This window comes from Citrobacter sp. Cpo074 (assembly GCF_030332745.1).
In the GTDB taxonomy this organism is placed as follows: Bacteria; Pseudomonadota; Gammaproteobacteria; order Enterobacterales; family Enterobacteriaceae; genus Citrobacter; species Citrobacter portucalensis.
On record NZ_JAOWHG010000034.1, the window covers coordinates 267723 to 288338 of the forward strand.

The 20616-nt window shown below is 51.9% G+C and carries 22 protein-coding genes; 6 read left to right on the forward strand and 16 right to left on the reverse strand.

The features are described from left to right. Window positions 1-104 precede the first annotated feature (104 nt). A complete protein-coding gene (locus tag OGX83_RS19390) occupies window positions 105-2393 on the reverse strand; it encodes an FdhF/YdeP family oxidoreductase (protein ID WP_286588916.1) in 2289 nt (762 codons plus the stop codon). A 218-nt stretch (window positions 2394-2611) separates the two neighbouring features. Between OGX83_RS19390 and yghU the strand changes: the two genes are divergently transcribed. Continuing rightward, window positions 2612-3478: a glutathione-dependent disulfide-bond oxidoreductase gene (yghU, locus tag OGX83_RS19395; protein ID WP_008785803.1), complete on the forward strand. Its 867-nt coding sequence runs from the start codon at window positions 2612-2614 to the stop codon at window positions 3476-3478. 95 nt (window positions 3479-3573) lie between these two features. On the opposite strand, the gene hybG is transcribed toward yghU, so the two are convergent. The 11 genes from hybG to yghX form a co-directional block, all read right to left on the reverse strand. Next, window positions 3574-3822, reverse strand: coding sequence for a hydrogenase maturation factor HybG (gene hybG / locus OGX83_RS19400; RefSeq protein WP_003024459.1), 249 nt, complete (start codon window positions 3820-3822; stop codon window positions 3574-3576). Between the two features lie 30 nt (window positions 3823-3852). Further along, the gene (hypA, locus tag OGX83_RS19405) at window positions 3853-4194 is read right to left on the reverse strand and encodes a hydrogenase maturation nickel metallochaperone HypA (protein WP_003828349.1); all 342 of its coding nucleotides are present in this window, start codon (window positions 4192-4194) and stop codon (window positions 3853-3855) included. Then, the gene (hybE, locus tag OGX83_RS19410) at window positions 4187-4675 is read right to left on the reverse strand and encodes a hydrogenase-2 assembly chaperone (RefSeq protein WP_003828350.1); all 489 of its coding nucleotides are present in this window, start codon (window positions 4673-4675) and stop codon (window positions 4187-4189) included. Before hybE ends, hypA begins: the two co-directional genes overlap by 8 nt. Beyond that, entirely contained in the window at window positions 4668-5162 is a 495-nt protein-coding gene (locus OGX83_RS19415) for a HyaD/HybD family hydrogenase maturation endopeptidase (RefSeq protein WP_032944999.1), read from the reverse strand. The genes hybE and OGX83_RS19415 overlap by 8 nt, the downstream gene beginning before the upstream one ends. Next, window positions 5162-6865, reverse strand: coding sequence for a hydrogenase 2 large subunit (gene hybC, locus OGX83_RS19420; RefSeq protein WP_003828353.1), 1704 nt, complete (start codon window positions 6863-6865; stop codon window positions 5162-5164). The genes OGX83_RS19415 and hybC overlap by 1 nt, the downstream gene beginning before the upstream one ends. After that, on the reverse strand, window positions 6862-8040 hold the full coding sequence (hybB, locus tag OGX83_RS19425; protein ID WP_003828354.1) for a Ni/Fe-hydrogenase cytochrome b subunit: 1179 nt from the start codon (window positions 8038-8040) through the stop codon (window positions 6862-6864). The genes hybC and hybB overlap by 4 nt, the downstream gene beginning before the upstream one ends. Next, complete coding sequence (gene hybA, locus OGX83_RS19430; protein WP_003828357.1) at window positions 8030-9016, reverse strand: hydrogenase 2 operon protein HybA; 987 nt, start codon at window positions 9014-9016, stop codon at window positions 8030-8032. Before hybA ends, hybB begins: the two co-directional genes overlap by 11 nt. Window positions 9017-9018: 2 nt before the next feature. Next, complete coding sequence (gene hybO / locus OGX83_RS19435; RefSeq protein ID WP_003024486.1) at window positions 9019-10137, reverse strand: hydrogenase 2 small subunit; 1119 nt, start codon at window positions 10135-10137, stop codon at window positions 9019-9021. Between the two features lie 188 nt (window positions 10138-10325). Continuing rightward, entirely contained in the window at window positions 10326-10613 is a 288-nt protein-coding gene (locus OGX83_RS19440) for a DUF2623 family protein (protein WP_003024490.1), read from the reverse strand. Window positions 10614-10696: 83 nt separating this feature from the next. Further along, a complete protein-coding gene (locus tag OGX83_RS19445) occupies window positions 10697-12337 on the reverse strand; it encodes a methyl-accepting chemotaxis protein (RefSeq protein ID WP_008785806.1) in 1641 nt (546 codons plus the stop codon). 215 nt (window positions 12338-12552) lie between these two features. Beyond that, window positions 12553-13440, reverse strand: coding sequence for a YghX family hydrolase (gene yghX, locus OGX83_RS19450; RefSeq protein WP_020996329.1), 888 nt, complete (start codon window positions 13438-13440; stop codon window positions 12553-12555). A 155-nt stretch (window positions 13441-13595) separates the two neighbouring features. Between yghX and OGX83_RS19455 the strand changes: the two genes are divergently transcribed. Then, on the forward strand, window positions 13596-14636 hold the full coding sequence (locus tag OGX83_RS19455) for an aldo/keto reductase (RefSeq protein ID WP_286588918.1): 1041 nt from the start codon (window positions 13596-13598) through the stop codon (window positions 14634-14636). Window positions 14637-14704: 68 nt separating this feature from the next. On the opposite strand, the gene OGX83_RS19460 is transcribed toward OGX83_RS19455, so the two are convergent. Continuing rightward, window positions 14705-15208, reverse strand: a complete 504-nt coding sequence (locus OGX83_RS19460; RefSeq protein ID WP_008785809.1) for an ESA_00282 family adhesion-associated protein — start codon at window positions 15206-15208, stop codon at window positions 14705-14707. Between the two features lie 104 nt (window positions 15209-15312). Between OGX83_RS19460 and OGX83_RS19465 the strand changes: the two genes are divergently transcribed. Then, window positions 15313-15717 (forward strand): hypothetical protein, encoded by a 405-nt coding sequence (locus OGX83_RS19465; protein WP_267448522.1) that lies wholly within the window; start codon window positions 15313-15315, stop codon window positions 15715-15717. A gap of 1 nt (window position 15718) precedes the next feature. After that, the gene (locus OGX83_RS19470; protein WP_008785811.1) at window positions 15719-16126 is read left to right on the forward strand and encodes a hypothetical protein; all 408 of its coding nucleotides are present in this window, start codon (window positions 15719-15721) and stop codon (window positions 16124-16126) included. 77 nt (window positions 16127-16203) lie between these two features. On the opposite strand, the gene exbD is transcribed toward OGX83_RS19470, so the two are convergent. Both exbD and exbB read right to left on the reverse strand, forming a co-directional pair. Next, entirely contained in the window at window positions 16204-16629 is a 426-nt protein-coding gene (gene exbD, locus OGX83_RS19475) for a TonB system transport protein ExbD (protein ID WP_008785812.1), read from the reverse strand. A gap of 6 nt (window positions 16630-16635) precedes the next feature. Then, entirely contained in the window at window positions 16636-17370 is a 735-nt protein-coding gene (gene exbB, locus OGX83_RS19480) for a tol-pal system-associated acyl-CoA thioesterase (protein ID WP_003024507.1), read from the reverse strand. Between the two features lie 250 nt (window positions 17371-17620). Between exbB and metC the strand changes: the two genes are divergently transcribed. Both metC and yghB read left to right on the forward strand, forming a co-directional pair. Beyond that, window positions 17621-18808: a cystathionine beta-lyase gene (gene metC, locus OGX83_RS19485; protein ID WP_267442094.1), complete on the forward strand. Its 1188-nt coding sequence runs from the start codon at window positions 17621-17623 to the stop codon at window positions 18806-18808. Window positions 18809-18939: 131 nt separating this feature from the next. Continuing rightward, on the forward strand, window positions 18940-19599 hold the full coding sequence (yghB, locus tag OGX83_RS19490) for a DedA family general envelope maintenance protein YghB (RefSeq protein WP_003024510.1): 660 nt from the start codon (window positions 18940-18942) through the stop codon (window positions 19597-19599). A 70-nt stretch (window positions 19600-19669) separates the two neighbouring features. On the opposite strand, the gene OGX83_RS19495 is transcribed toward yghB, so the two are convergent. Next, window positions 19670-20569 carry an AraC family transcriptional regulator gene (locus OGX83_RS19495; protein ID WP_286588922.1) on the reverse strand — a complete coding sequence of 300 codons (900 nt, stop codon included), beginning with the start codon at window positions 20567-20569 and terminating at the stop codon, window positions 19670-19672. Window positions 20570-20616 lie beyond the last annotated feature (47 nt).

Consider the following 20616-nt stretch of genomic DNA (forward strand, 5'->3'; position numbering starts at 1 on the left):
CGCTCTGATTGCCTGCTCTGCGACACTAACCGGACAGAGGTCGACATCATCATACACCTCAACGCAGCGGCTGGCGCTCAGAGGCGAAAAATTCACAGCAGGAACTACGCTTTGGTCAGGGTGACCGGTACGCTTTTATACGCCGGAGTCAAACTTTGTGTATCTACTGCATCCAGCGAAAGCAGGACATTCGCTTCAGGCAGATAAGCGCCAATTGAGCCAGCCGCCATGTTGTAAATCACCACCGTTAAGCCGTACATGATGCGATCCGCGCAGGGCTGACCGTTGTCGTCCAGCGCCTGAACGTTGACCACATCACCCTGGCTCAGACCGCGGCTCGTCGCTTCTTCGGCGCTTAAAAACACCACATCCCGACGGCCAGTAATGCCACGATAGCGATCGTTCATACCATAAATCGTGGTGTTGTACTGATCGTGGCTACGCAGCGTTGCCAGAACCAGTGCATCAGCAGGCTGATGTTCCCGCTCTACCGCCCGCTGATGGCTGACGATAAAGTTGGCTTTGCCATTCTCCGTTCGCCATTCACGGCGCGAAGCAGGCGTATCCATACGAAATCCGCCCGGCTCGGCAATACGTGCGTTGTAATCGTGGAACGCCGGGATCACGGCTTCAATGGCATCACGGATCAACGCGTAGTCCCCGGTAAATGCTTCCCAGTTGATCGGAGAATGCGGCAGCGTGGCACGCGCCATGCCCGCCACAATCGCGGGCTCCGATTTTAGCCAGCGGGAAGCCGGCTTCAGCGCGCCACAGGAAGCGTGGACCATCGACATAGAATCTTCGACGGTCACCGACTGGATCCCCGTCGTCTGCATGTCGCGCTCCGTTCGGCCTAATGCAGGTAGCAGGTAGTTATGCTTTGCCAGCAGCAGATGCGATCTGTTCAGTTTGGTCGCCACATGGACCTGCAGATCCAGATTTTTCATCGCCGCAAAGGTACGCTGCGGCTGGGGCATCGCTACCGCCAGATTGCCGCCCATGCAGATGAGCGCTTTTGCATCTCCCCGCTCGATGGCCCGAATGCTCTCCACGCTGGAGCGTCCATGTTTGCGCGGAACGCGGATAGAAAAATGCTTCTCCAGTCGTTGCAGGAAGTCTTCGGACGCCGCTTCGTTGATCCCCACAGAACGATCGCCCTGCACGTTAGAATGGCCGCGTAACGGGCAGATCCCCGCGCCGGGCTTACCCATATTGCCTTTCAGCAACAACAGATTTACCAGCTGCTGGACGTTCTCGGTGCCGTTTTTATGCTGAGTGATGCCCAGACCATAACAAACAATCGTGGCGCTGGATTTACTGTAGCTGTGCGCCAGATCTTCCATCTGACTGCGCGTCAGACCCGAGTCCTGTTCCAGCTCCGCCCAGTTATGCTGACGTAAGTCGTCATACAGCGCTGCATATCCCGCGGTATGTTGGTCGATAAACGCATGATCGAGCGTCGGCTGTTGATCCAGTAGGATCCGCGCTTCGTCCATTTCGATCAGCGCCTTCATTATGCCTTTGAGCAATGAGGCGTCACCGCCCATTTTTACCTGGTAGTAGTCGTTGCTCAGCTCCGTCGCCTGACCGGTGAACATCTCTTTCGCGCTTTGCGGGAAGCTAAAGCGCTCAAGCCCCCTTTCGTTCAGCGGGTTGATGGAGATAATTTTGGCACCACGTTTGGCAACGTCGCGCAAGGTGGTCAGCATGCGTGGATGGTTAGTACCTGGGTTATGCCCGATACAAATCACCAGATCGCAGTGGTCAAAATCATCAAGTTCAACGGTCCCTTTCCCAAGGCCAATGGCCGGCGTTAGCCCTGCGCTGGTCGGTCCGTGGCACATGTTTGAGCAATCAGGAAAGTTGCTGCTACCATATTCGCGGGCAAACAGCTGATACAGGAACGCCGCCTCATTTGACGTTCTGCCGGAGGTGTAAAACTCAACCTGTTGTGCTGAATCATAGCTGCGCAGACGCTCGCCGATCTCCTGGAAGGCGACATCCCAATCCACCGCCTGCCAGGTGTCTGACACTGCATCGTATTTCATTGGATGCGTCAAACGACCAATGTTTTCCAGTTCATAATCGCTGTAGTGCCAAAGTGTGGAAACCGGGTGACGACTGAAAAATTCCGGTGACGCTTTCTTACTGGTTGTCTCCCAGGAAACCGCCTTAACGCCATTTTCGCACAGCTCCATTGGCGCACGATGCCCGGGGTCCGGCCACGCACAGCCCGGACAGTCGAACCCTTTCACCTGGTTCATTTTGAACATCGCGATAATGTCGCGCGCGACAGCCTTTTGCGAAAACACCGAAGCAGTGACGGCTTTTACCGCACCCCACCCACCCGCAGGGCCCTGATAACCGCTTACTCCTGGAACACCATTTTTCATTATTACTGCTTATTCACCGCCAATTTTTGATGGTGAATACGGTAGCAATTTCCGTCCAACATTGATTTCCTCTTCATGGAGTACGGGCCAGGTACAATGAATGGGTTAGATTTATCTTCCCCTTTCAGCACAAAGCGACATAAAGTCCCAATCTGTTAAATTGAGTTCTACCTAACTGCTACACTGCATCAACACAACCACTCAGAAGGCAGGTCAATATGTCAGACAATACCTATCAGCCCGCGAAAGTCTGGACGTGGGAAAAATCGAACGGCGGCGCATTCGCCAATATCAACCGCCCGATTTCCGGCGCCACCCACGAGAAGACGCTGCCGGTTGGCAAGCATCCGCTACAGCTCTATTCGTTGGGGACGCCAAACGGGCAGAAAGTGACGATTATGCTGGAGGAGTTACTGGCGCAGGGTGTGAAGGGCGCGGAATATGATGCCTGGATTATCCGCATTGGCGATGGCGATCAGTTTTCCAGCGGCTTTGTTGAGGTGAATCCGAACTCGAAGATCCCGGCACTGCGTGACCACTCGCAAAACCCACCGGTTCGCGTATTCGAATCTGGCGCAATCCTGCTCTATCTGGCGGAAAAATATGGTTATTTCCTGCCGCAAGATTTGGCAAAACGTACCGAAACGCTGAACTGGCTGTTCTGGCTACAAGGCGCGGCGCCGTTCCTCGGCGGTGGTTTTGGTCACTTCTATAACTATGCGCCGGTAAAAATTGAGTACGCTATTAACCGCTTCACGATGGAAGCCAAACGCTTACTCGACGTACTGGATAAGCAGTTAGCACAAAATCAGTTTGTGGCAGGAGATGAATACACCATTGCCGATATGGCGGTTTGGCCGTGGTTTGGCAATGTGGTGCTGGGTAACGTGTACGACGCGGCAGAGTTCCTCGATGCAGGAAGTTACAAGCACGTGCAACGCTGGGCAAAAGAGGTTGCCGCGCGTCCGGCAGTTAAGCGAGGTCGTATTGTAAACCGCACTAACGGGCCGCTAAACGAGCAGCTTCATGAACGTCATGACGCCAGCGACTTCGACACCAATACCGAAGATAAGCGCCAGGGTTAACGCAAGATGCCGGATGGCGGCATAAATTGCCTTATCCGGCCTACATAGAAGGCGTAGGCCTGATAAGCGTAACGCCATCAGGCACTAACCGATTGTCACGCGCTGGTGACGTCGTACTCCATGCGGCGAAGTGCGTCTAACGTGGCTTTAGCTTCATCTTCATCAATGATGCTCATGGCGAACCCTACGTGCACCAGCACCCATTGCCCGACCAGCTCAGCGGTATCACCTTCACAAATCAGGGCAATATTGACATCTCGTTTGATGCCGCACACTTCAACCTGCGCAAGCTGGTGAATATCTTCACCAACGGCCAGAACCTGACCAGGGACTCCAATACACATATCTGACTCCGCCCCATAGCAACCTATGGGTTATTCGACTTCAATACTTTTCACTTTCAGTGAATCGCCTGCATCAACCCGCAGACGATCGCCCTGACATAGTGGACACTGCGCATCATGCTGGGTGATTTCCACAACCTGACTGCAATCCCAGCACCATGCCTGGGCTGGTTTGTAATCAATATGCAGCTCACACCCTTGCGCCAGCGTGCCCTGACAGACGATGTCGAAACTGAAACGGACGGCGCTCTCTTCAACGCACGAGAGCGCTCCGATTTCCAGCCAAACGCCGGTTACACGTTTGACACCGTGCTGCTCTGCCTGCTGTTGAACAATCTCAACCGCGCTCTGACAAAGGGACAGCTCATGCATTTTCGCAGTTCCGACGACCCAGCAGCAGCGCACGGCGATTTAGCTGCGGCGCATTCGGATCGCTCACCGGCAGCGATAACAGCATGCGCGCGCAATCGTCAGTCAGACGCACACCTTCTTGCGCCGACATACTGTGCGAAAGCGGCGACATCAGTGAACAGGAAAGGTATTGCGATACGCCATCCAGTTCACCAACGGTAAAGGTCATCTCGCCATACGGCAGACGCAGCCCGATTTTTTCGCTGACTTTACGCACCGGCCAGATCTGGTCCGGTCCGGGGAAAATCAGTGCGCTGAGCATCCAGGGTGTGATAACACACCCCGTCCACTGTCCTTCAAACAGCGTAAAATCAGAGACATATACCGGCATGTTCGGATGCAAGAAAGAGAGATCGTGCATCGAACGCCGGGCAACCTCTTCAAACGCTGCCTGAATCTGCGTCTTCGGGGCCGTCTGAAAACCGACAAACTCCTCAGACATGAGCCGCCTCCCGAGGGATCGCTTCAACGCCTGATTCGCGAAGCGCGGCAAGAACCTGCTCCAGCGCAGGTTCAATCATCGCTTCAACCGTTGGCGTTAGCCCGATATGCGGTTCCAGCGATTCCGGAATAACGCCGACTAAGGTCAGCTTTTTCGGAAACTCGCCGGTAAAACGCAGGGCCGACAATACGTCGGCCAGGCCAAGCTGGTGCGGTGAGATTTTGTTAGTAAACAGCGCCGGGATCTCTTCATCCCGCAGGACCATCATCGTTCCTGGCGTGTTTTTCTTCGACACAATGGCGTCAGCAATGATCAGATGATCTCTGTTCGCCATATCGCCGAGAAGCTCCATCCCAGCCGTACCACCGTCCAGAACATCAACAAAGTCTGGCAGGATGTACCGTTGCTCTAATGCCTCAACGATACGTACCCCGATGGCTTCGTCGGTCAGCAAAATATTGCCGACCCCTAAGACTAATATCCGCATTACAGAACCTTAACTGAGACCACTTCGTTCCCGTCAACGTCCACCACATGCACCGCACATGACATACAAGGGTCGAAGGAGTGAATGGTACGAACCACTTCCAGCGGTTTGTTTGGATCGGCAATCGGCGTACCTACCAGCGAGCGCTCATACGGTCCCACTTCATCATTAAAGTTACGTGGGCCAGAGTTCCAGGTTGACGGTACAACCGCCTGGTAGTTGCTGATAATGCCGTCTTTAATCACCATCCAGTGAGACAGCATACCGCGTGGCGCTTCGAGGAAACCAACACCTTTGAATTCGCCTGTTGCCGGAATATCCGGTTTCACGAAGGTGGTGTGGTCGCCTTTACCGATGTTCACAATCAGCGCATTGTACTGATCCTGCAGAACGTTCTGCAGTTCACAGCAGTGAACGGTACGGCCAATAATACGGCCCAGCGTAGAGTGCAACTGCGACACTTCGATAGTTTTACCGGTCAGCTTGGTGTAAATCGCGATGATTTCATTCAGCTTGGCATGGGTAGACTCGCGTTTGGCCGCCAGTTTACACAGCATATTGGCCAGCGGACCCACTTCAACCGTTTTACCGTAGAAAGTAGGCGCTTTAACCCAGGAGTATTTGCCGTCGTCTGACCAACCGGTGTAGTCAGGAACCGTTGTGCCTTCCCACGGAGCCTGCGGCGCTTCATCTTTGTACCACGCGTGTTTCGCACTCTCCTGAATCCCTTTGATCAGGTACTCATCGGAGTGAGAGGTGATCGGACGATAGGTCGACAGATCAGCATCGGTGATATAACCGCCCGGGAACAGGAAGCTGCCGTTTTTACCGTCTGTCGGAAATTCCGGCGCACTCAGGTAGTTAACCGCACCCTGACCACGTTCCAGCCACTCAGGATAGAACGCAGCAATAACCGCGGTATCAACCTTGTACACCTGCTCAACGAAGTCGCTCAGCTTATCGATGAAGGACTTGATGTACATCAGGCGTTCAAGGTTCAGCACGCCGAGGCCGTCAAGGTTAATTGGGTTAGCAACCCCACCTACCGCCAGGTTCTGGATGTGCGGCGTTTTACCGCCCAACAGTGCCACAACGCGGTTGGCATCACGCTGGCATTCCAGCGCTTGCAGGTAGTGTGCGACCGCAATCAGGTTCACTTCCGGCGGAAGCTGCATTGCCGGGTGACCCCAGCAACCGTTAGCAAAAATGCCTAACTGACCGCTGGCAACAAGATCTTTGATCTTGTTCTGAACCTTGGTGAACTCTTCTGCGCTGTTCAGGTGCCAGGAGGACACGCCGTTCAGCATGGCAGACGCTTTCGCTGGGTCAGCTTTCAGGGCAGAAGTGATATCCACCCAGTCCAGCGCAGACAGCTGATAGAAGTGAACAATGTGGTCATGCGTGGTGTGCGCGGCCAGAATGATGTTACGGATATACTGTGCGTTCACCGGAACATCAATATTCAGCGCACTTTCTGCTGCACGAACGGAAGAGATAGCGTGAGTGGTCGTACAAACGCCACAGATACGCTGCACAATCATCCAGGCATCGCGCGGATCGCGGTTTTTCACGATCTCTTCCATGCCGCGCCACATGGTACCGGAAGCCCATGCTTTAGATACCACGCCATTTTCGATTTCGCAGTCGATGCGTAAATGACCCTCAATACGGGTTACCGGATCAATAGTAATTCTCTGGCTCATGCTTTGCTCGCCTCATGACGATTTTGATCGTTTTGTTTTAAAGGAGGAAGTATCGGCAGTAGACGAATGAGTACGATGTATGCACAAATCTCAATAGCCACAAAACCAATAGAAATCAACAGCTCTTCCCAGGTTGGGAAGTAGTGGTAGCCACCACCAGGATTGAACGCCACCAGCGAATAGGACAGACGCCATGTTGCACAACCCAGCAATGCGCTCAGCGCAGACAGATACAGCATGCGCGAGTCATTACGCAGCTTAGTGACACGCAGCACCACCAGCGGGAAGACCATCAGCACGACTTCAAGCCAGAACATCAGGGAGTAAAGATCGCCTGAGAACGCATAGGACAGCTTGTCGCGATAGATCAGTTCGCCAAAGCGCAGAACGACGAAAATAGCCAGCAGCACGCTGATGGTATTCGTCAGCTTGATGAACAAACTTTTCTCGTCCGGACCGTTACCTTTCAGACCGGCTTGTACCAACGAGCCTTCAAAGATGACGATCGAGAAGCCCATAATAAAGGCAGTTAATACCGAGAAAAGCGGCAGCATTTCATAAGCTTGCCATAGCGGATGCACCTTATAACCCGCAGAAATCATCAATGAACCCATTGAAGACTGGTGCATGGTTGGCAGCAGCGCGCCGAGGGCAATAATAAAGAACATCACTTTATTCAAACGTTTGAGGGAAACTTTCCACCCCAGACGTTCAAACAGAGCCGGAGCAAATTCCAGCGCCATGATGCCGATATAGATGGTCATACAGACCGCTGTTTCGAACAGTACCGAGTTCACGTTGAAGTGGCCCGGAATGTAGAAATACGGCAGGTTCCAGTAACGACCGACGTCAATGGTGATCGACAGACCACCCAACGAGTAGCCAAACAGACTCGCCAGCAGCGCCGGACGAACCAATGGATGGTATTGTCCTCTGTTGAAAACGTACACCGCCCACGCCAGCGCCCAACCACCGCACGCGAAGCCAGTACCAATCAACAGGTCAAACGCGATCCATACACCCCATGGGAAACCGCCGTTCAGATCGGAGACTGAGCCCAGTCCGAAGACCAGACGTTTCACGATCAGGAGCATACACAGGACGATAAGCGGCCCAAAAATAATGACCGGTTTGCTGATTATTTTTCCGCCCAGCGGTTTAGGATCATGACTCATGATCGTCTCCTCCATCGTGATGGTCGTTTTTCGTGTTACGACGAACCAGCACGGTTAAGCCCGCCAGCGCAGCCAGGGGTAGTATCATGCCCTTGTACAGGGAATGTTGAACATGTTCGGAACGCGCACCAGTTGAAAGATCATCCAGCTTCGGCAGATCCAAATCCTCGTAAGGAACACCCGTCAGTACCATAACCTGCGTACCACCACCTTCTTTCTCACCGTACAGGTGTGGGTAGTACTTCGGTACCGTATGCAGATAGGTATCGCCTGCTTTCACCGTCTGACGCGGATAGTGGTATTCGCTACCAGGCTTCAGCGCGAGACGTTTTTTCGCCTCAGCCATCAGCTCTTCACGCGTACCAAAAATCACCGCACCGGCTGGGCACACTTCAACACAACCCGGTAAACCACCTTTGTCCAGACGCTCAACGCCTTTCTGGTTACACAGTTCACATTTGTGAAGCGCACCAAACGGGTTGTTGTAGTCGTACTTAGGCACGTTGTACGGGCAAGCGACCATGCAGTAACGACAGCCCGTGCAGACATCTTTGTCATAATGGACGATGCCGGTTTTCGGATCTTTTTTCAGCGCGGAGACCGGGCAAACGGAAACGCAGTTCGGATCAACACAGTGCATGCACTGTTTCTTGATGTATGCGTAACCATTTTCTTCCTGGTCTTTGTTAACGCCTGTTCCGCTACGCCACACCTGAATGATGTTATTGGTATACGGCGACAGTTTGTCGTTGTTCGACCAGGTTTGCTCGCCTTCCGGGTTACGCGCCGGGAAGTTGATATCCTGACACTTGGTGACACAGGCCTGGCAGCCTACGCACAGCGTCGAGTCATAGAGCATCCCAAGAGAACCTGGGATCGGCGGACGGTTTTCTGCAGCCGCATGGCTGATGGACGGCGCTGCGCCCAACAGCAATGCCCCGCTGGAGGCTGCTTTAATAAAGTTACGTCTGTTCACGGTTATTCTCCCCGTGAGTCAGCGTTATCTTTCTTCTGCTGACGCCCCAGTTCACGAACCGCCATCACGCTGACACCGGCAACCAGTCCTACTACGCCACCCAGCAGTCCAATCGCTCCGGCAGAAACATTGCCGCCTTCTTTCATGTTGACGTCAGGTTTCTCGGAACGCGGCGTTTGGTTTTCCACGTGAGCAAGCTGGTGAATACCTTTATGGAAGCCGACGCCTTCTTCGTTACAGCCGTAGCAAGGGTGACCGATAGCCACCGGCCACACGCCGCCCACATCGCAGAATTGCAGCGTTGAGCAGTTGCCGTAGGTTTCTGGTCCTTTACAGCCCAGATGGTAGAGGCACCAACCTTCGCGGTGGCCTTCATCACCAAACTCTTTAGCAAAACGACCAGCATCGAAGTGCGGGCGACGTTCGCAGTGTTCGTGAATCAAACGGCCATAGGCGAATGTCGGACGGTTTTTGGTATCCAGCTTCGGCGGCTTACCATAAGTGATGATATGCGCGACCGTTGCGAGGAAGTTATGCGGGTTCGGCGGACAGCCGGGAATGTTGATGATGGTTTTGCCTGGCAGAACTTCTTGCAGGCCGACGGCACCCGTTGGGTTAACGCCAGCGGCAGCAACACCACCCCACGCGGCGCAAGAGCCGATGGCAATGATAGCGGCTGCGCCTTCTGCGGCCCGGCGGATGTGATCCACGATCGGCTCGCCGGCAACCATGCAGTAAATGCCATTATCTTTCAGTGGGATAGAACCATCTACTACCAGAACATATTGCCCTTTGTACTTCTCCAGAGCGTTATGTTTGTTCTCTTCGACCTGATGGCCGAAGGCGGCAGAGAGCACCTCATGGTATTCCAGAGAGATTGTCTCCAGAACGAGGTTTTCCACTGTAGGGTGTGTCGCGCGAAGCAGCGATTCAGTACAACCCGTACACTCCTGAGCACCAATCCAGATAACCGGTGGGCGCTGAGGACGAGAAACTGATTCGGCCATTTCTGCGGCGGCTTTGCTACTGAGCCCCATGGTAGCGGCCAGTGCTGCACAAAGCTTCATGAAATCACGGCGATTAATGCCGCTCGAATTGATGAGAGAGTTATCTCCAGTCATTTTATAGTTATTCCGTTGCGAAGACCTGGCTTTTATTTTGCACCATTCGCATGTTGCATATTGCGATCGGCGCGCCATTACCACACTTTTTATATGGTTATGTGCATTATAATACTTCGGCGGAGCAACAAAACGAAGGCGTAGGTCAATAGTGTAATTAATTAAAGCAAGATAATACCCCTTTCGGATCAAGCTTCGAGTCGATAGCCAGCCATGAAAAACCGAATTGTTGTACTGGACTGGTTCTCTTTAAAGAAATCCATCACCATCTCTTTATCCAGCCCATAACGGCGCGTCAGGATCCCCGCTTCCCACGCGCTGAGCTGTCGATCGCCCGTTTTTTCAAACATTCGATGTGAAAATCCCAGCACAAAACCACGCTTATAATCCGCACAAAAATTCGCCACCGAGCGTGCACTGTCCGCACTTGAGGCGTTTAATCCGGCCATCAGGCCTTTACCAAAATGGTTGTCCATGCATAACCTCCAATCGCTATATAATAAATTATATAGCGATTTTTTAAGCAAAGACCAGAGGTATCACAACTTTTTATAACGGCTTAAAAGGACACCCATTCATCCGTTTTAGCGGCCGCAGACGTTTTGCTGTCTGCTGAAGAGGAAGTGGTTTGGCTGGCTGCGTATTGCACATCATTAGCGGAAAGGCGGAACTGTTGCACCGAGCGTTGCAGCTCCTCTGTTTGTCGTTCCAGCGCCACTGCCGCGGCGGAAACTTGTTCTACCAGCGCAGCATTCTGTTGCGTTACGCTGTCCATCTGCGTGATCGCCACGCTCACCTGCGAGATACCCTTATTCTGTTCTTCCGAAGCAGAGGCAATTTGCTTCATGATGACAGTCACTTCGGTGGCGCCACGCAGAATCGCCTCCATGGTTAATCCTGTTTCTTTAACCAGACGAGCGCCCTGATCAACACGACGCGATGACTCGCCAATCAGCGTCTCAATCTCTTTCGCCGCCCCGGCGCTGCGACTGGCAAGGTTACGTACTTCACCGGCGACGACGGCAAAACCGCGCCCCTGCTCGCCTGCCCTGGCTGCTTCAACCGCCGCGTTCAGCGCCAGAATGTTGGTCTGGAAAGCAATGCTATTAATAACTGACGTGATTTCCGCGATCTGTTTAGAGCTGGCGGCAATGCCGTCCATCGTCTCAACCACTTCTGAAACCAGCGTGCTCCCTTTGCCTGCCGTTTCTGTGGCCGTATCGGCAAGCTGGCTGGCTTCACGCGCATTTTCTGCGTTCAGTTTTACCGTTGCGGTCAGTTGCTCCATGCTGGCAGCGGTCTCTTCCAGAGCCGCAGCCTGCTCTTCAGTACGTGAGGAGAGATCGTTATTGCCGGTCGAAATTTCCGTCGCCCCTCGCCAGATGTTGTCACTACCTGAACGGATGGTACTGACGGCTTCACGCAGGCTATCCTGCATCGCGCACAATAACGGCACCAGTTGACCCACACAGTTACGACCAAAATCTTCGATGGGATGGCTAAGATCGCCCTGCGCAATCTGCTGGAACTGTTGGCGAATACGTCCCAGCGGTTTCACCATCATGGAAACAAGGTAGCGGTCGGTAAAGAAAAGGAGGGCAATCCCAAGGATCACGGCGGTGATAATTAGCGTCCGGATGATAGAGGTTTTGCCATCGACCATCACGCGGGTGGTATCGAGTCGCTCGCCTGCCGTGGCGTTAAAACGCTCGGCACTGGCGCCAAATTCACGGCTCAACGCGGGTGTAATAGTGCTGGCATGCTCAGCAAAGGCCGTAAGCGTTCCCTGCTGCGCCAGTTGCATTTGCGGGATCACGCCGTTGTCCAGCAGCGCCTGCCACTTCGTCAGTACTGCGTTAGCGACGTCAGGGTCCATAGGGCCCGGAGATAATGTTTTCATCTCCTGGAGTTTTTTGCTCATATTCTCCAGGGACTGTTGCGCTGGCGCAAAATCAGGCGTTCCGCCACTCATTTTGACATCCATGGCGCGACTTAAGCGCGTTACGAAGCGAAAGTACTGATCGTTGCCCTGACTGAGAACCGTCATCTGATGGACAAGATGACGGTCAATATCATTGCCTTCAGATATTTTTGATAACGAATGAAGACTGAATAAACCCACGCCCGACCAGAGCAGGCAAAAAAGTCCCAGTATTGCCAACATGACAATACGAATAGTGAAGTTTTTCAGCAAACGCATAATAATTTCCTTGCCGTTGATGAGGAATTCGCCATCAGGCGATACTTATCCTTGTTATCGGCAGGCAGTAGAGAAGATATAATGCGTTCTTTATTTTTTTACTTTCTTAAGTACATCCACTCTCTCTCCACACTATATCAATATGAATGCTAATGAAATTAGGTAGCATTATTATTCAGGTAATTAGTTATAAGCATTAAATAATCTATTGTTTTCTATCGCAAATATTTGTTAAACCATGCAAGAGTACGTTCCCAGGCTAAATCAGCGGCAGCTTTATCATAACGGGGGGTCGAATCGTTGTGAAAGCCATGATTAACCCCGGGATAGATATAGGCTTCATAGACTTTCTTATTGGCCTTAAGCGCCGCTTCATAAGCAGGCCATCCCTCATTAATACGTGTGTCTAATTGCGCATAGTGCAGTAATAAAGGCGCGTTTATTTTGGGGACATCTGATGCAGGAACCTGCCGCCCATAAAAAGGCACCGCGCAGGCCAGTTCAGGGAAAGCTACAGCTGCGGCATTCGACACACCACCACCGTAGCAAAATCCGGTGATACCTACCTTTCCCGTCGTCCCTGAATAATGTTGCATAAATTCAATGGCGGCAAAAAAATCGTTCATCAACTTTACGGGGTCAACCTGCTGCTGCAATTCCCGACCTTTATCATCATTGCCAGGATATCCCCCTACCGAACTTAATCCATCCGGCGCAAGTGCCATAAAGCCCGCCTTCGCCACCCGTCTCGCCACATCTTCAATATACGGATTCAGCCCACGATTCTCATGCACTACCACCACCGCCGGAACTTTCCCTGTCACCTTCGCAGGTTTAACTAAATATCCCCGCACATCACCATGCCCTTCAGGCGAAGGATAGGTAATATATTCCGCCAGAATATCGGGATCGGTAAATTCTACCTGCGTTGCGAGGGCATAATTGGGTTTCAATAAATTGAATAAAGCCAACGCCGTCATGCCACCCACTGCATATTTCGCTGCCAGATTGAGAAACTCGCGTTTCGTTATTTTGCCATGCGCGTAATAGTCATAGTAGTCGAGCAGTTCTTGCGGAAAATCTTTGGCAGTCAAACGCGGCATCGTCGCACTCCTGATTGATGTTTTTTTAAGCAAAGCACAGTGACCTGTTTTTGCCCAGTTTTTCATCTCAGTGTGACCTGGTGAACGGGATATTCACCGTGAACCCGCTAGAATAGAAACGTTGTTTCGAAATTCACCTGCACTAAGGAGATCTCATGGCCTGGTTTGCCAATCCTGAACGTTACGAGCAGATGCTCTATCGCTACTGTGGGCGCAGCGGTTTGCGTTTACCCGCGCTATCGCTGGGTTTATGGCACAGTTTTGGGCACGTTCAGGCGCTGGATTCACAGCGCGTCCTGTTGCGTAAAGCATTTGATTTAGGCATCACGCATTTTGATTTAGCCAATAACTATGGGCCGCCACCAGGCAGCGCAGAAGAGAATTTTGGCCGATTACTGCACGAGGATTTTGCACACTATCGCGATGAACTGATTATCTCCACCAAGGCAGGCTATGACATGTGGCCTGGGCCATACGGTTCTGGCGGTTCGCGCAAATACCTGCTCGCCAGCCTCGACCAGAGTCTGAAACGCATGGGTCTCGACTATGTCGATATCTTCTACTCTCACCGCGTTGACGAAAATACGCCAATGGAAGAGACCGCCTCGGCGCTGGCCCACGCCGTGCAAAGCGGTAAAGCGCTGTATGTCGGCATCTCATCCTATTCTCCGGAACGTACGCAGAAAATGGCCGAGTTGATGCGGGAATGGAAAATTCCATTGCTGATCCATCAGCCGTCTTACAACCTGCTTAACCGCTGGGTAGACAGCAGCGGCCTGCTGGATACGCTGGAATCCAACGGTATGGGCTGCATCGCATTTACGCCGCTGGCTCAGGGACTGCTGACGGGGAAATACCTTAACGGTATTCCGGAAGGTTCACGCATGCAGCGTGAAGGGAAAAAAGTTCGTGGGTTAACGGAAAACATGCTGACGGAAGAAAACCTTACCAGCCTGCGCTTGCTTAATGAGATGGCGCAACAGCGTGGACAGTCGATGGCACAAATGGCCTTAAGCTGGCTGCTAAAAGACAACAGGGTAACGTCGGTATTGATTGGCGCCAGTCGACCGGGGCAACTGGAAGAAAACGTTCAGGCGCTGGCGAATCTGACGTTCAGCGCCGAAGAACTGGCGCAGATCGATAAGCACGTCGCGGACGGTAAGCTGAACCTGTGGCAGGCCTCATCTGACAAATAACCGTAGGTAACACCGTGCCGGGTGGCGGCGTTAGCCTCCCCGGTACGTAATACGGGCCAGCCAGTCCCTCACACCTCTTCTGCTTTGATTTCTGGGCGCTGATATTCCGGCCACACCAGCGCGACAAGTGCAGGATAGGCTTCCAGGCTGAACTCCCTGAAGCACTGACGTAAGTTAAGCACGTCCAAATCGGCATGCGGGACTTTCTCGCCACTCAGACAGCGTTTTTTAATATTGTCGTAATATTTATACACCGCAGAGTTGAGATCGCTGCAACGCCGCTGTGCATCAAATAGCCCTGGCGTCTCATTCAGCTCCACCATTGTCATCCGTTTGATCGTCGAGTGGATAAAATCGATATATTCGTGATTGACACGCCAATACCAAACAGGAGTAATCGAATTCATCAGTACCGAGAAATGATCTTCACCCTCTTCTTTACTCAGTATTTCCGGCTGGTTTTCAGCGTATCCATTTTCTGCATTACGGTTTTTATTTGCACTGCGCATCAACAAAAGTACCCCGCAGGTCAGCAATAGCAGGGTAATAACAGAATAAAATATACTGTTCATATACTGGCTCCATTTTTTTTGATTTTAAAATTACGCCATGCTATTGTCAACGCGGCATGGTTTATTTAAAACAACATATCATTAGCATCAAAGGATATTTCAACATGCTTCCCGAGCATCTTGTTCCCTCGCGCTTTCACTTATCCAGTTCACCTGACAATATCACCTCCACAGATAATAGTGAAAATTTGACTCAGGGGAAGATAACATTAAGCGATTACGAATCCGATATTTTGATTAGCTCTGCTGCTACCGGCCAGTCACGAAATATGCTATTTGAAGAGTGCGACCGCCATTTAAAAGAGCGCCTGTTTCGTGCAGCAAAAATTGAGTCATTCTCTCGCCTGCTCAATTCACTACAGGCAGAAGGCGACATTAATGCACAAGAATTAAGTAAAATTTTGACTCAAAAAACAGCCATCATAAATGAACAGGGCAACAAAATTTGGCTTAATTTAATTACCCGTGAAACCAGCGACCCTATTTTTTATTCTCTGGAAGAGAAATAAAATGAAAGATGTTGAGGATAATAATGTTTATTTGGCTTTAGATAACCATAAAAGCGATGAGTTTGTCTTAAAGCAAAATTTAGCCGTGTTGATTGCCAATAAAAACGCGACACTGGAAAGCGTTGCTCAGGAGATAGTCTCTATTCCCGCTGCACTGGTGCGGATGAAATGGCAAAATCGCCGTGAAATTTACTCGCTACAGGCTAAAGAAGAGATCTACGGTGCCGCGATCGAAGCCATTATGGAGCAGCAACCAGAACTGCGGGACAAAATCATGGCCCGACTGGAAAGCACCTACCAGCATATACTCGCGCGGGAAACGGCCACCTTACGCCTGACGCGAAAGCTGTCTGAAGGGAACTACGAACCCACCAGGATAACTACGGTCGCGTTAGATGAGAACAGATAAGAACAAGTGTGCGAGGGAGTTGAATCAGGAGAGACACGCCGGGTAAGGCGGCAACCATTACCCGGCAATGAGGAAGATTACTTCGCTTTCACTGTCTCTTCGCCAACCAGACCAATCTTCAGGAAGCCCGCCTGATGCAGCGTATCCATCACCTTCATCATGGTCTCATAATCAACGGTTTTATCTGCCCGGAAGAAAATCGTGGTGTCTTTCTTCCCGTCAGTTAACGCATTTAGCTCGTTAATCATGGTTTCATCCGTCACCTGATTGTTGCCAATAAACATACTCTTATCGGCTTTAACTGACAGGTAAACCGGTTTTTCCGGACGCGGCTGCGGCGTGCTGGTGGAGGCAGGGAGATTCACCTTCACATCTACGGTTGCCAACGGCGCGGCAACCATAAAGATGATCAATAAAACCAACATAACGTCGATAAACGGCGTCACGTTGATTTCATGCATTTCACCGTTATCGTCCAGGTTTTCATTAAAGCTCATTGCCATGGAACATTATCCTACACGTAATTTCTGCGCTGCACGTACCGGATGCGCGGATGCGCTTGCATTCAGGTCCAGATCGCGACTTTGCAGCAACAGCACCTGTGCCGCGACGTCGCCCAGCATCGCTTTATAGCTGCCAATCTGACGTGCGAAAATGTTGTAGATAACAACCGCTGGAATTGCTGCGACCAGACCAATTGCGGTCGCTAACAGCGCTTCTGCGATACCCGGCGCAACAACGGCGAGGTTGGTCGTTTGGGTTTGCGCAATCCCAATGAAGCTATTCATGATGCCCCATACGGTACCGAACAGACCGACGAATGGAGAGATAGCCCCGATGGTGGCCAGGTATCCGTTACCGCGGCCCATATGACGACCTACCGCCGCCACACGACGCTCCAGACGGAAGCCGGTACGCTCTTTAATGCCTTCGTTATCGTCGCTGCCTTCTGACAGTTCCAGCTCGTTCTGCGCTTCGTTAATCAACTGTGCGCCCAGGCTTTTGCCATCGAATCCTGCGGCAATTTCACTTGCCTGATCTAAAGAGCGGGCTTCCGCCAGCAGTTGCTGTTCACGCTTAAGGCGGCGTTTCTGAGTAAAGAACTCAAGGCTCTTACTAAAGAAGATAGCCCAGGTGACCACTGACGCCAAAATCAGCCCAATCATCACGCACTTAACCACGATATCGGCGTGCTGATACATACCCCAGACGGAAAGATCCGTCTGCATCAAATTATTACCCACTCTGTATCTCCAGGACGCAAATCACAAAATCTGAGCGTAATCATATCAAAACGACGTCGAATTGATAGTCGTTCTCATTACTATTTACATATTGCCGCACCTTTGGTTTCTTTTCCTTGCGCTTACGCAGTAAAAAAGTCACCAGAAGCATTTTGAGATTATTTTCTACTGTATGACCGTTCTGCAGGATGCGTCATCTTTGATTCATGGTAGTTTAGACATCCAGACGTATAAAAACAGGTAAGACAACATGGCAGATAAACAACTTGAAACCAAACTCGTTCACGCAGGACGCAGTAAAAAGTACACGCTGGGCTCGGTAAATAGCGTGATCCAGCGCGCTTCTTCGCTGGTATTTGACACCGTAGAAGCCAAAAAACAGGCCACGCACAACCGGGCGAACGGTGCGCTTTTCTATGGGCGTCGCGGAACCCTGACGCATTTCTCTCTGCAGGAAGCGATGTGCGAACTGGAAGGTGGTGCGGGTTGCGCGCTCTTCCCCTGCGGTGCGGCGGCCGTTGCCAACACCATCCTTGCCTTTGTGGAGCAAGGGGATCATGTGCTGATGACCAATACCGCCTATGAACCCAGTCAGGATTTCTGCACCAAAATTCTCGGCAAGCTCGGCGTGTCCACCGGCTGGTTCGATCCGCTGGTTGGCGCCGATATCGTTAAGCACATACAGCCGAACACGAAAGTCGTATTTCTGGAATCTCCCGGCTCTGTCACTATGGAAGTGCATGATGTTCCAGCTATTGTTGCCGCCGTCAGAAGCGTCGCGCCGGATGCAATCATCATGATTGATAACACCTGGGCTGCCGGGGTGCTGTTCAAAGCGTTGGATTTTGGCATTGATATCTCTATTCAGGCAGGCACCAAATATCTGATTGGTCATTCTGACGGCATGGTCGGCACGGCGGTATCTAATGCCCGCTGCTGGGATCAACTGCGCGAAAATGCCTATCTGATGGGGCAAATGCTGGACGCCGATACCGCCTATATGACCAGCCGTGGACTGCGTACGCTGAGCGTTCGCCTGCGTCAGCACCATGAAAGCAGCTTAAAGGTCGCCGAGTGGCTGGCCAGCCATCCGCAGGTCGCCCGCGTGAACCACCCGGCACAGCCCGGCAGTAAAGGGCATGAATTCTGGAAGCGTGATTTTACCGGCAGCAGCGGCCTGTTCTCCTTTGTATTGAATAAGAAGCTCAATAATGAGGAGCTTGCTGCGTATCTGGATCACTTCAGCCTGTTCAGTATGGCCTACTCCTGGGGCGGTTTTGAGTCGCTGATTCTCGCCAACCAGCCGGAACACATTGCGGCAATCCGTCCGCAAGGCGAGGTGGATTTCAGCGGAACGCTCATCCGTTTACATATCGGTTTAGAGAATGTTGACGATCTGATTGCCGATTTGGCCGCAGGATTTGCCCGAATCGAGTAAAATTGCCACAGATGGACATATATGCAGACACTTCTGGTGGAAAAGTCTGCAATTGTTGCGTCCGGGATCAAGGCATCCCGGGCAATTCAGGAGTACAATCCACACATAAACGCTGTTCCACAGGAAAGTCCATGGTAGTCATTCAAGATATTGTCTCCGCGCTCTGGCAACACGATTTTGCCGCACTGGCGGATCCGCACGTTGTGAGCGTGGTGTACTTCGTCATGTTCGCCACGCTGTTTTTAGAAAATGGCCTGCTGCCCGCCTCCTTTTTACCCGGAGACAGCCTGTTATTACTGGCAGGAGCGCTGATCGCTCAGGACGTGATGAGTTTTTTACCTACCATAGCTATTCTGACGGCCGCAGCCAGTCTGGGCTGCTGGCTGAGTTATATTCAGGGACGCTGGCTAGGCAACACGCGCACGGTGAAAGGCTGGTTGGCGCAATTACCGGAAAAATACCATCAGCGCGCGACCTGCATGTTTGACCAACACGGTCTGATGGCGCTGCTGGCAGGGCGTTTCCTGGCGTTTGTTCGCACCTTGCTGCCAACGATGGCGGGCATTTCAGGGCTTCCTAACCGTCGGTTCCAGTTTTTTAACTGGCTGAGTGGCCTGCTGTGGGTCACCGTCGTCACCAGTTTCGGCTATGCGCTGAGCATGATCCCGTTCGTTAAACGCCATGAAGATCAGGTGATGACCTTTCTAATGATCCTGCCGATTGCCCTGTTAACCGCAGGATTGTTGGGAACATTGTTCGTGGTGATTAAAAAAAAATACTGTAGCGCCTGAGTATTATCCGTAGCCGGGGTAATTCCCGGCATTATGCCTGATGGCGCGCGGCTTTAAGGCCTACAAGAAATCAACTCCCCTGCATCATACGAATTCTTGCCGCATCTTCCCCCGGCGTTACACCAAAGAAACGTTTGAACTCCCGACTGAATTGCGATGCGCTCTCATAGCCGACGCGCATGGCAGCCGCACTGGCCTTCATCCCATCGTGAACCATCATCATCCGTGCTTTATGCAGGCGATAGCTCTTAAGATATTGCAGCGGCGACGTGCTGGTCACCGCTTTAAAATTATGATGAAACGCCGACACGCTCATGTTCGCCTCTGCCGCCAGCTGTTCTACATTGAGGTTTTCGGTGTACTTGGTTTCAATCCGCTTCAGTACCCGGCTTATCAAACTGAAATGCGTCTGGCGACTGACCAGCGCAAGTAACGCGCCGCCGCGCGGTCCGGTCAGCACATGGTAGAGGATCTCGCGAATAATCTGTTTCCCCAGGATGCGCGCATCCAGCGGTCGCTCCATCACATCCAGCAGGCGCTCAGCAGCGCAGAGAATTTCGTCAGAGAGCGTTGCAGAGTTAATCCCGCTGGCCGCCATGGCGGGCAGGAACAGCTCGTCTTCCCCAATGTCCATCAACAGCTCCTGCAATTGCAGGATATCGACATTCAGATAAATACCGGCCAGAGGAACCTCCGGCGTCGCATAGGTTTCACATTCAAAGGGTAAAGGTACGGTTAGCAGCAGGTATTCGTTGGCGTCATAGCGAAATACGCGCTCATTGATGTAACCAATTTTATGTCCCGAAAAGAGAAATATGATGCCTGGCTGATACATGACCGGTGTACGCGCCGCCGGCTCCGTACCGTGTAGCAGGCGGACATCTGGCAGCAGTTCGTTAAGTCTATTTTCATTGTTTTTCAGCTGCTTAATTTTATCTGTCAGCAGAAGACAGATCTCATCACGGTTCATGGGGCACCATTTCATCATCGGTTTTCGACCCTGACATAATGCGCAGA

What these genes read in the sequence shown, in the direction of transcription:
- OGX83_RS19415 (WP_032944999.1), bottom strand. Translation starts at nt 5,162, where the DNA reads ATGCGGATATTAGTCTTAGGGGTCGGCAATATTTTGCTGACCGACGAA.
- OGX83_RS19390 (WP_286588916.1), bottom strand. Translation starts at nt 2,393, where the DNA reads ATGAAAAATGGTGTTCCAGGAGTAAGCGGTTATCAGGGCCCTGCGGGT.
- hybO (WP_003024486.1), bottom strand. Translation starts at nt 10,137, where the DNA reads ATGACTGGAGATAACTCTCTCATCAATTCGAGCGGCATTAATCGCCGT.
- OGX83_RS19445 (WP_008785806.1), bottom strand. Translation starts at nt 12,337, where the DNA reads ATGCGTTTGCTGAAAAACTTCACTATTCGTATTGTCATGTTGGCAATA.
- OGX83_RS19465 (WP_267448522.1), top strand. Translation starts at nt 15,313, where the DNA reads ATGCTTCCCGAGCATCTTGTTCCCTCGCGCTTTCACTTATCCAGTTCA.
- OGX83_RS19460 (WP_008785809.1), bottom strand. Translation starts at nt 15,208, where the DNA reads ATGAACAGTATATTTTATTCTGTTATTACCCTGCTATTGCTGACCTGC.
- OGX83_RS19440 (WP_003024490.1), bottom strand. Translation starts at nt 10,613, where the DNA reads ATGGACAACCATTTTGGTAAAGGCCTGATGGCCGGATTAAACGCCTCA.
- metC (WP_267442094.1), top strand. Translation starts at nt 17,621, where the DNA reads ATGGCAGATAAACAACTTGAAACCAAACTCGTTCACGCAGGACGCAGT.
- OGX83_RS19495 (WP_286588922.1), bottom strand. Translation starts at nt 20,569, where the DNA reads ATGAACCGTGATGAGATCTGTCTTCTGCTGACAGATAAAATTAAGCAG.
- OGX83_RS19470 (WP_008785811.1), top strand. Translation starts at nt 15,719, where the DNA reads ATGAAAGATGTTGAGGATAATAATGTTTATTTGGCTTTAGATAACCAT.
- yghB (WP_003024510.1), top strand. Translation starts at nt 18,940, where the DNA reads ATGGTAGTCATTCAAGATATTGTCTCCGCGCTCTGGCAACACGATTTT.
- hybE (WP_003828350.1), bottom strand. Translation starts at nt 4,675, where the DNA reads ATGTCTGAGGAGTTTGTCGGTTTTCAGACGGCCCCGAAGACGCAGATT.
- hypA (WP_003828349.1), bottom strand. Translation starts at nt 4,194, where the DNA reads ATGCATGAGCTGTCCCTTTGTCAGAGCGCGGTTGAGATTGTTCAACAG.
- yghX (WP_020996329.1), bottom strand. Translation starts at nt 13,440, where the DNA reads ATGCCGCGTTTGACTGCCAAAGATTTTCCGCAAGAACTGCTCGACTAC.
- hybC (WP_003828353.1), bottom strand. Translation starts at nt 6,865, where the DNA reads ATGAGCCAGAGAATTACTATTGATCCGGTAACCCGTATTGAGGGTCAT.
- yghU (WP_008785803.1), top strand. Translation starts at nt 2,612, where the DNA reads ATGTCAGACAATACCTATCAGCCCGCGAAAGTCTGGACGTGGGAAAAA.
- hybB (WP_003828354.1), bottom strand. Translation starts at nt 8,040, where the DNA reads ATGAGTCATGATCCTAAACCGCTGGGCGGAAAAATAATCAGCAAACCG.
- OGX83_RS19455 (WP_286588918.1), top strand. Translation starts at nt 13,596, where the DNA reads ATGGCCTGGTTTGCCAATCCTGAACGTTACGAGCAGATGCTCTATCGC.
- exbD (WP_008785812.1), bottom strand. Translation starts at nt 16,629, where the DNA reads ATGGCAATGAGCTTTAATGAAAACCTGGACGATAACGGTGAAATGCAT.
- hybG (WP_003024459.1), bottom strand. Translation starts at nt 3,822, where the DNA reads ATGTGTATTGGAGTCCCTGGTCAGGTTCTGGCCGTTGGTGAAGATATT.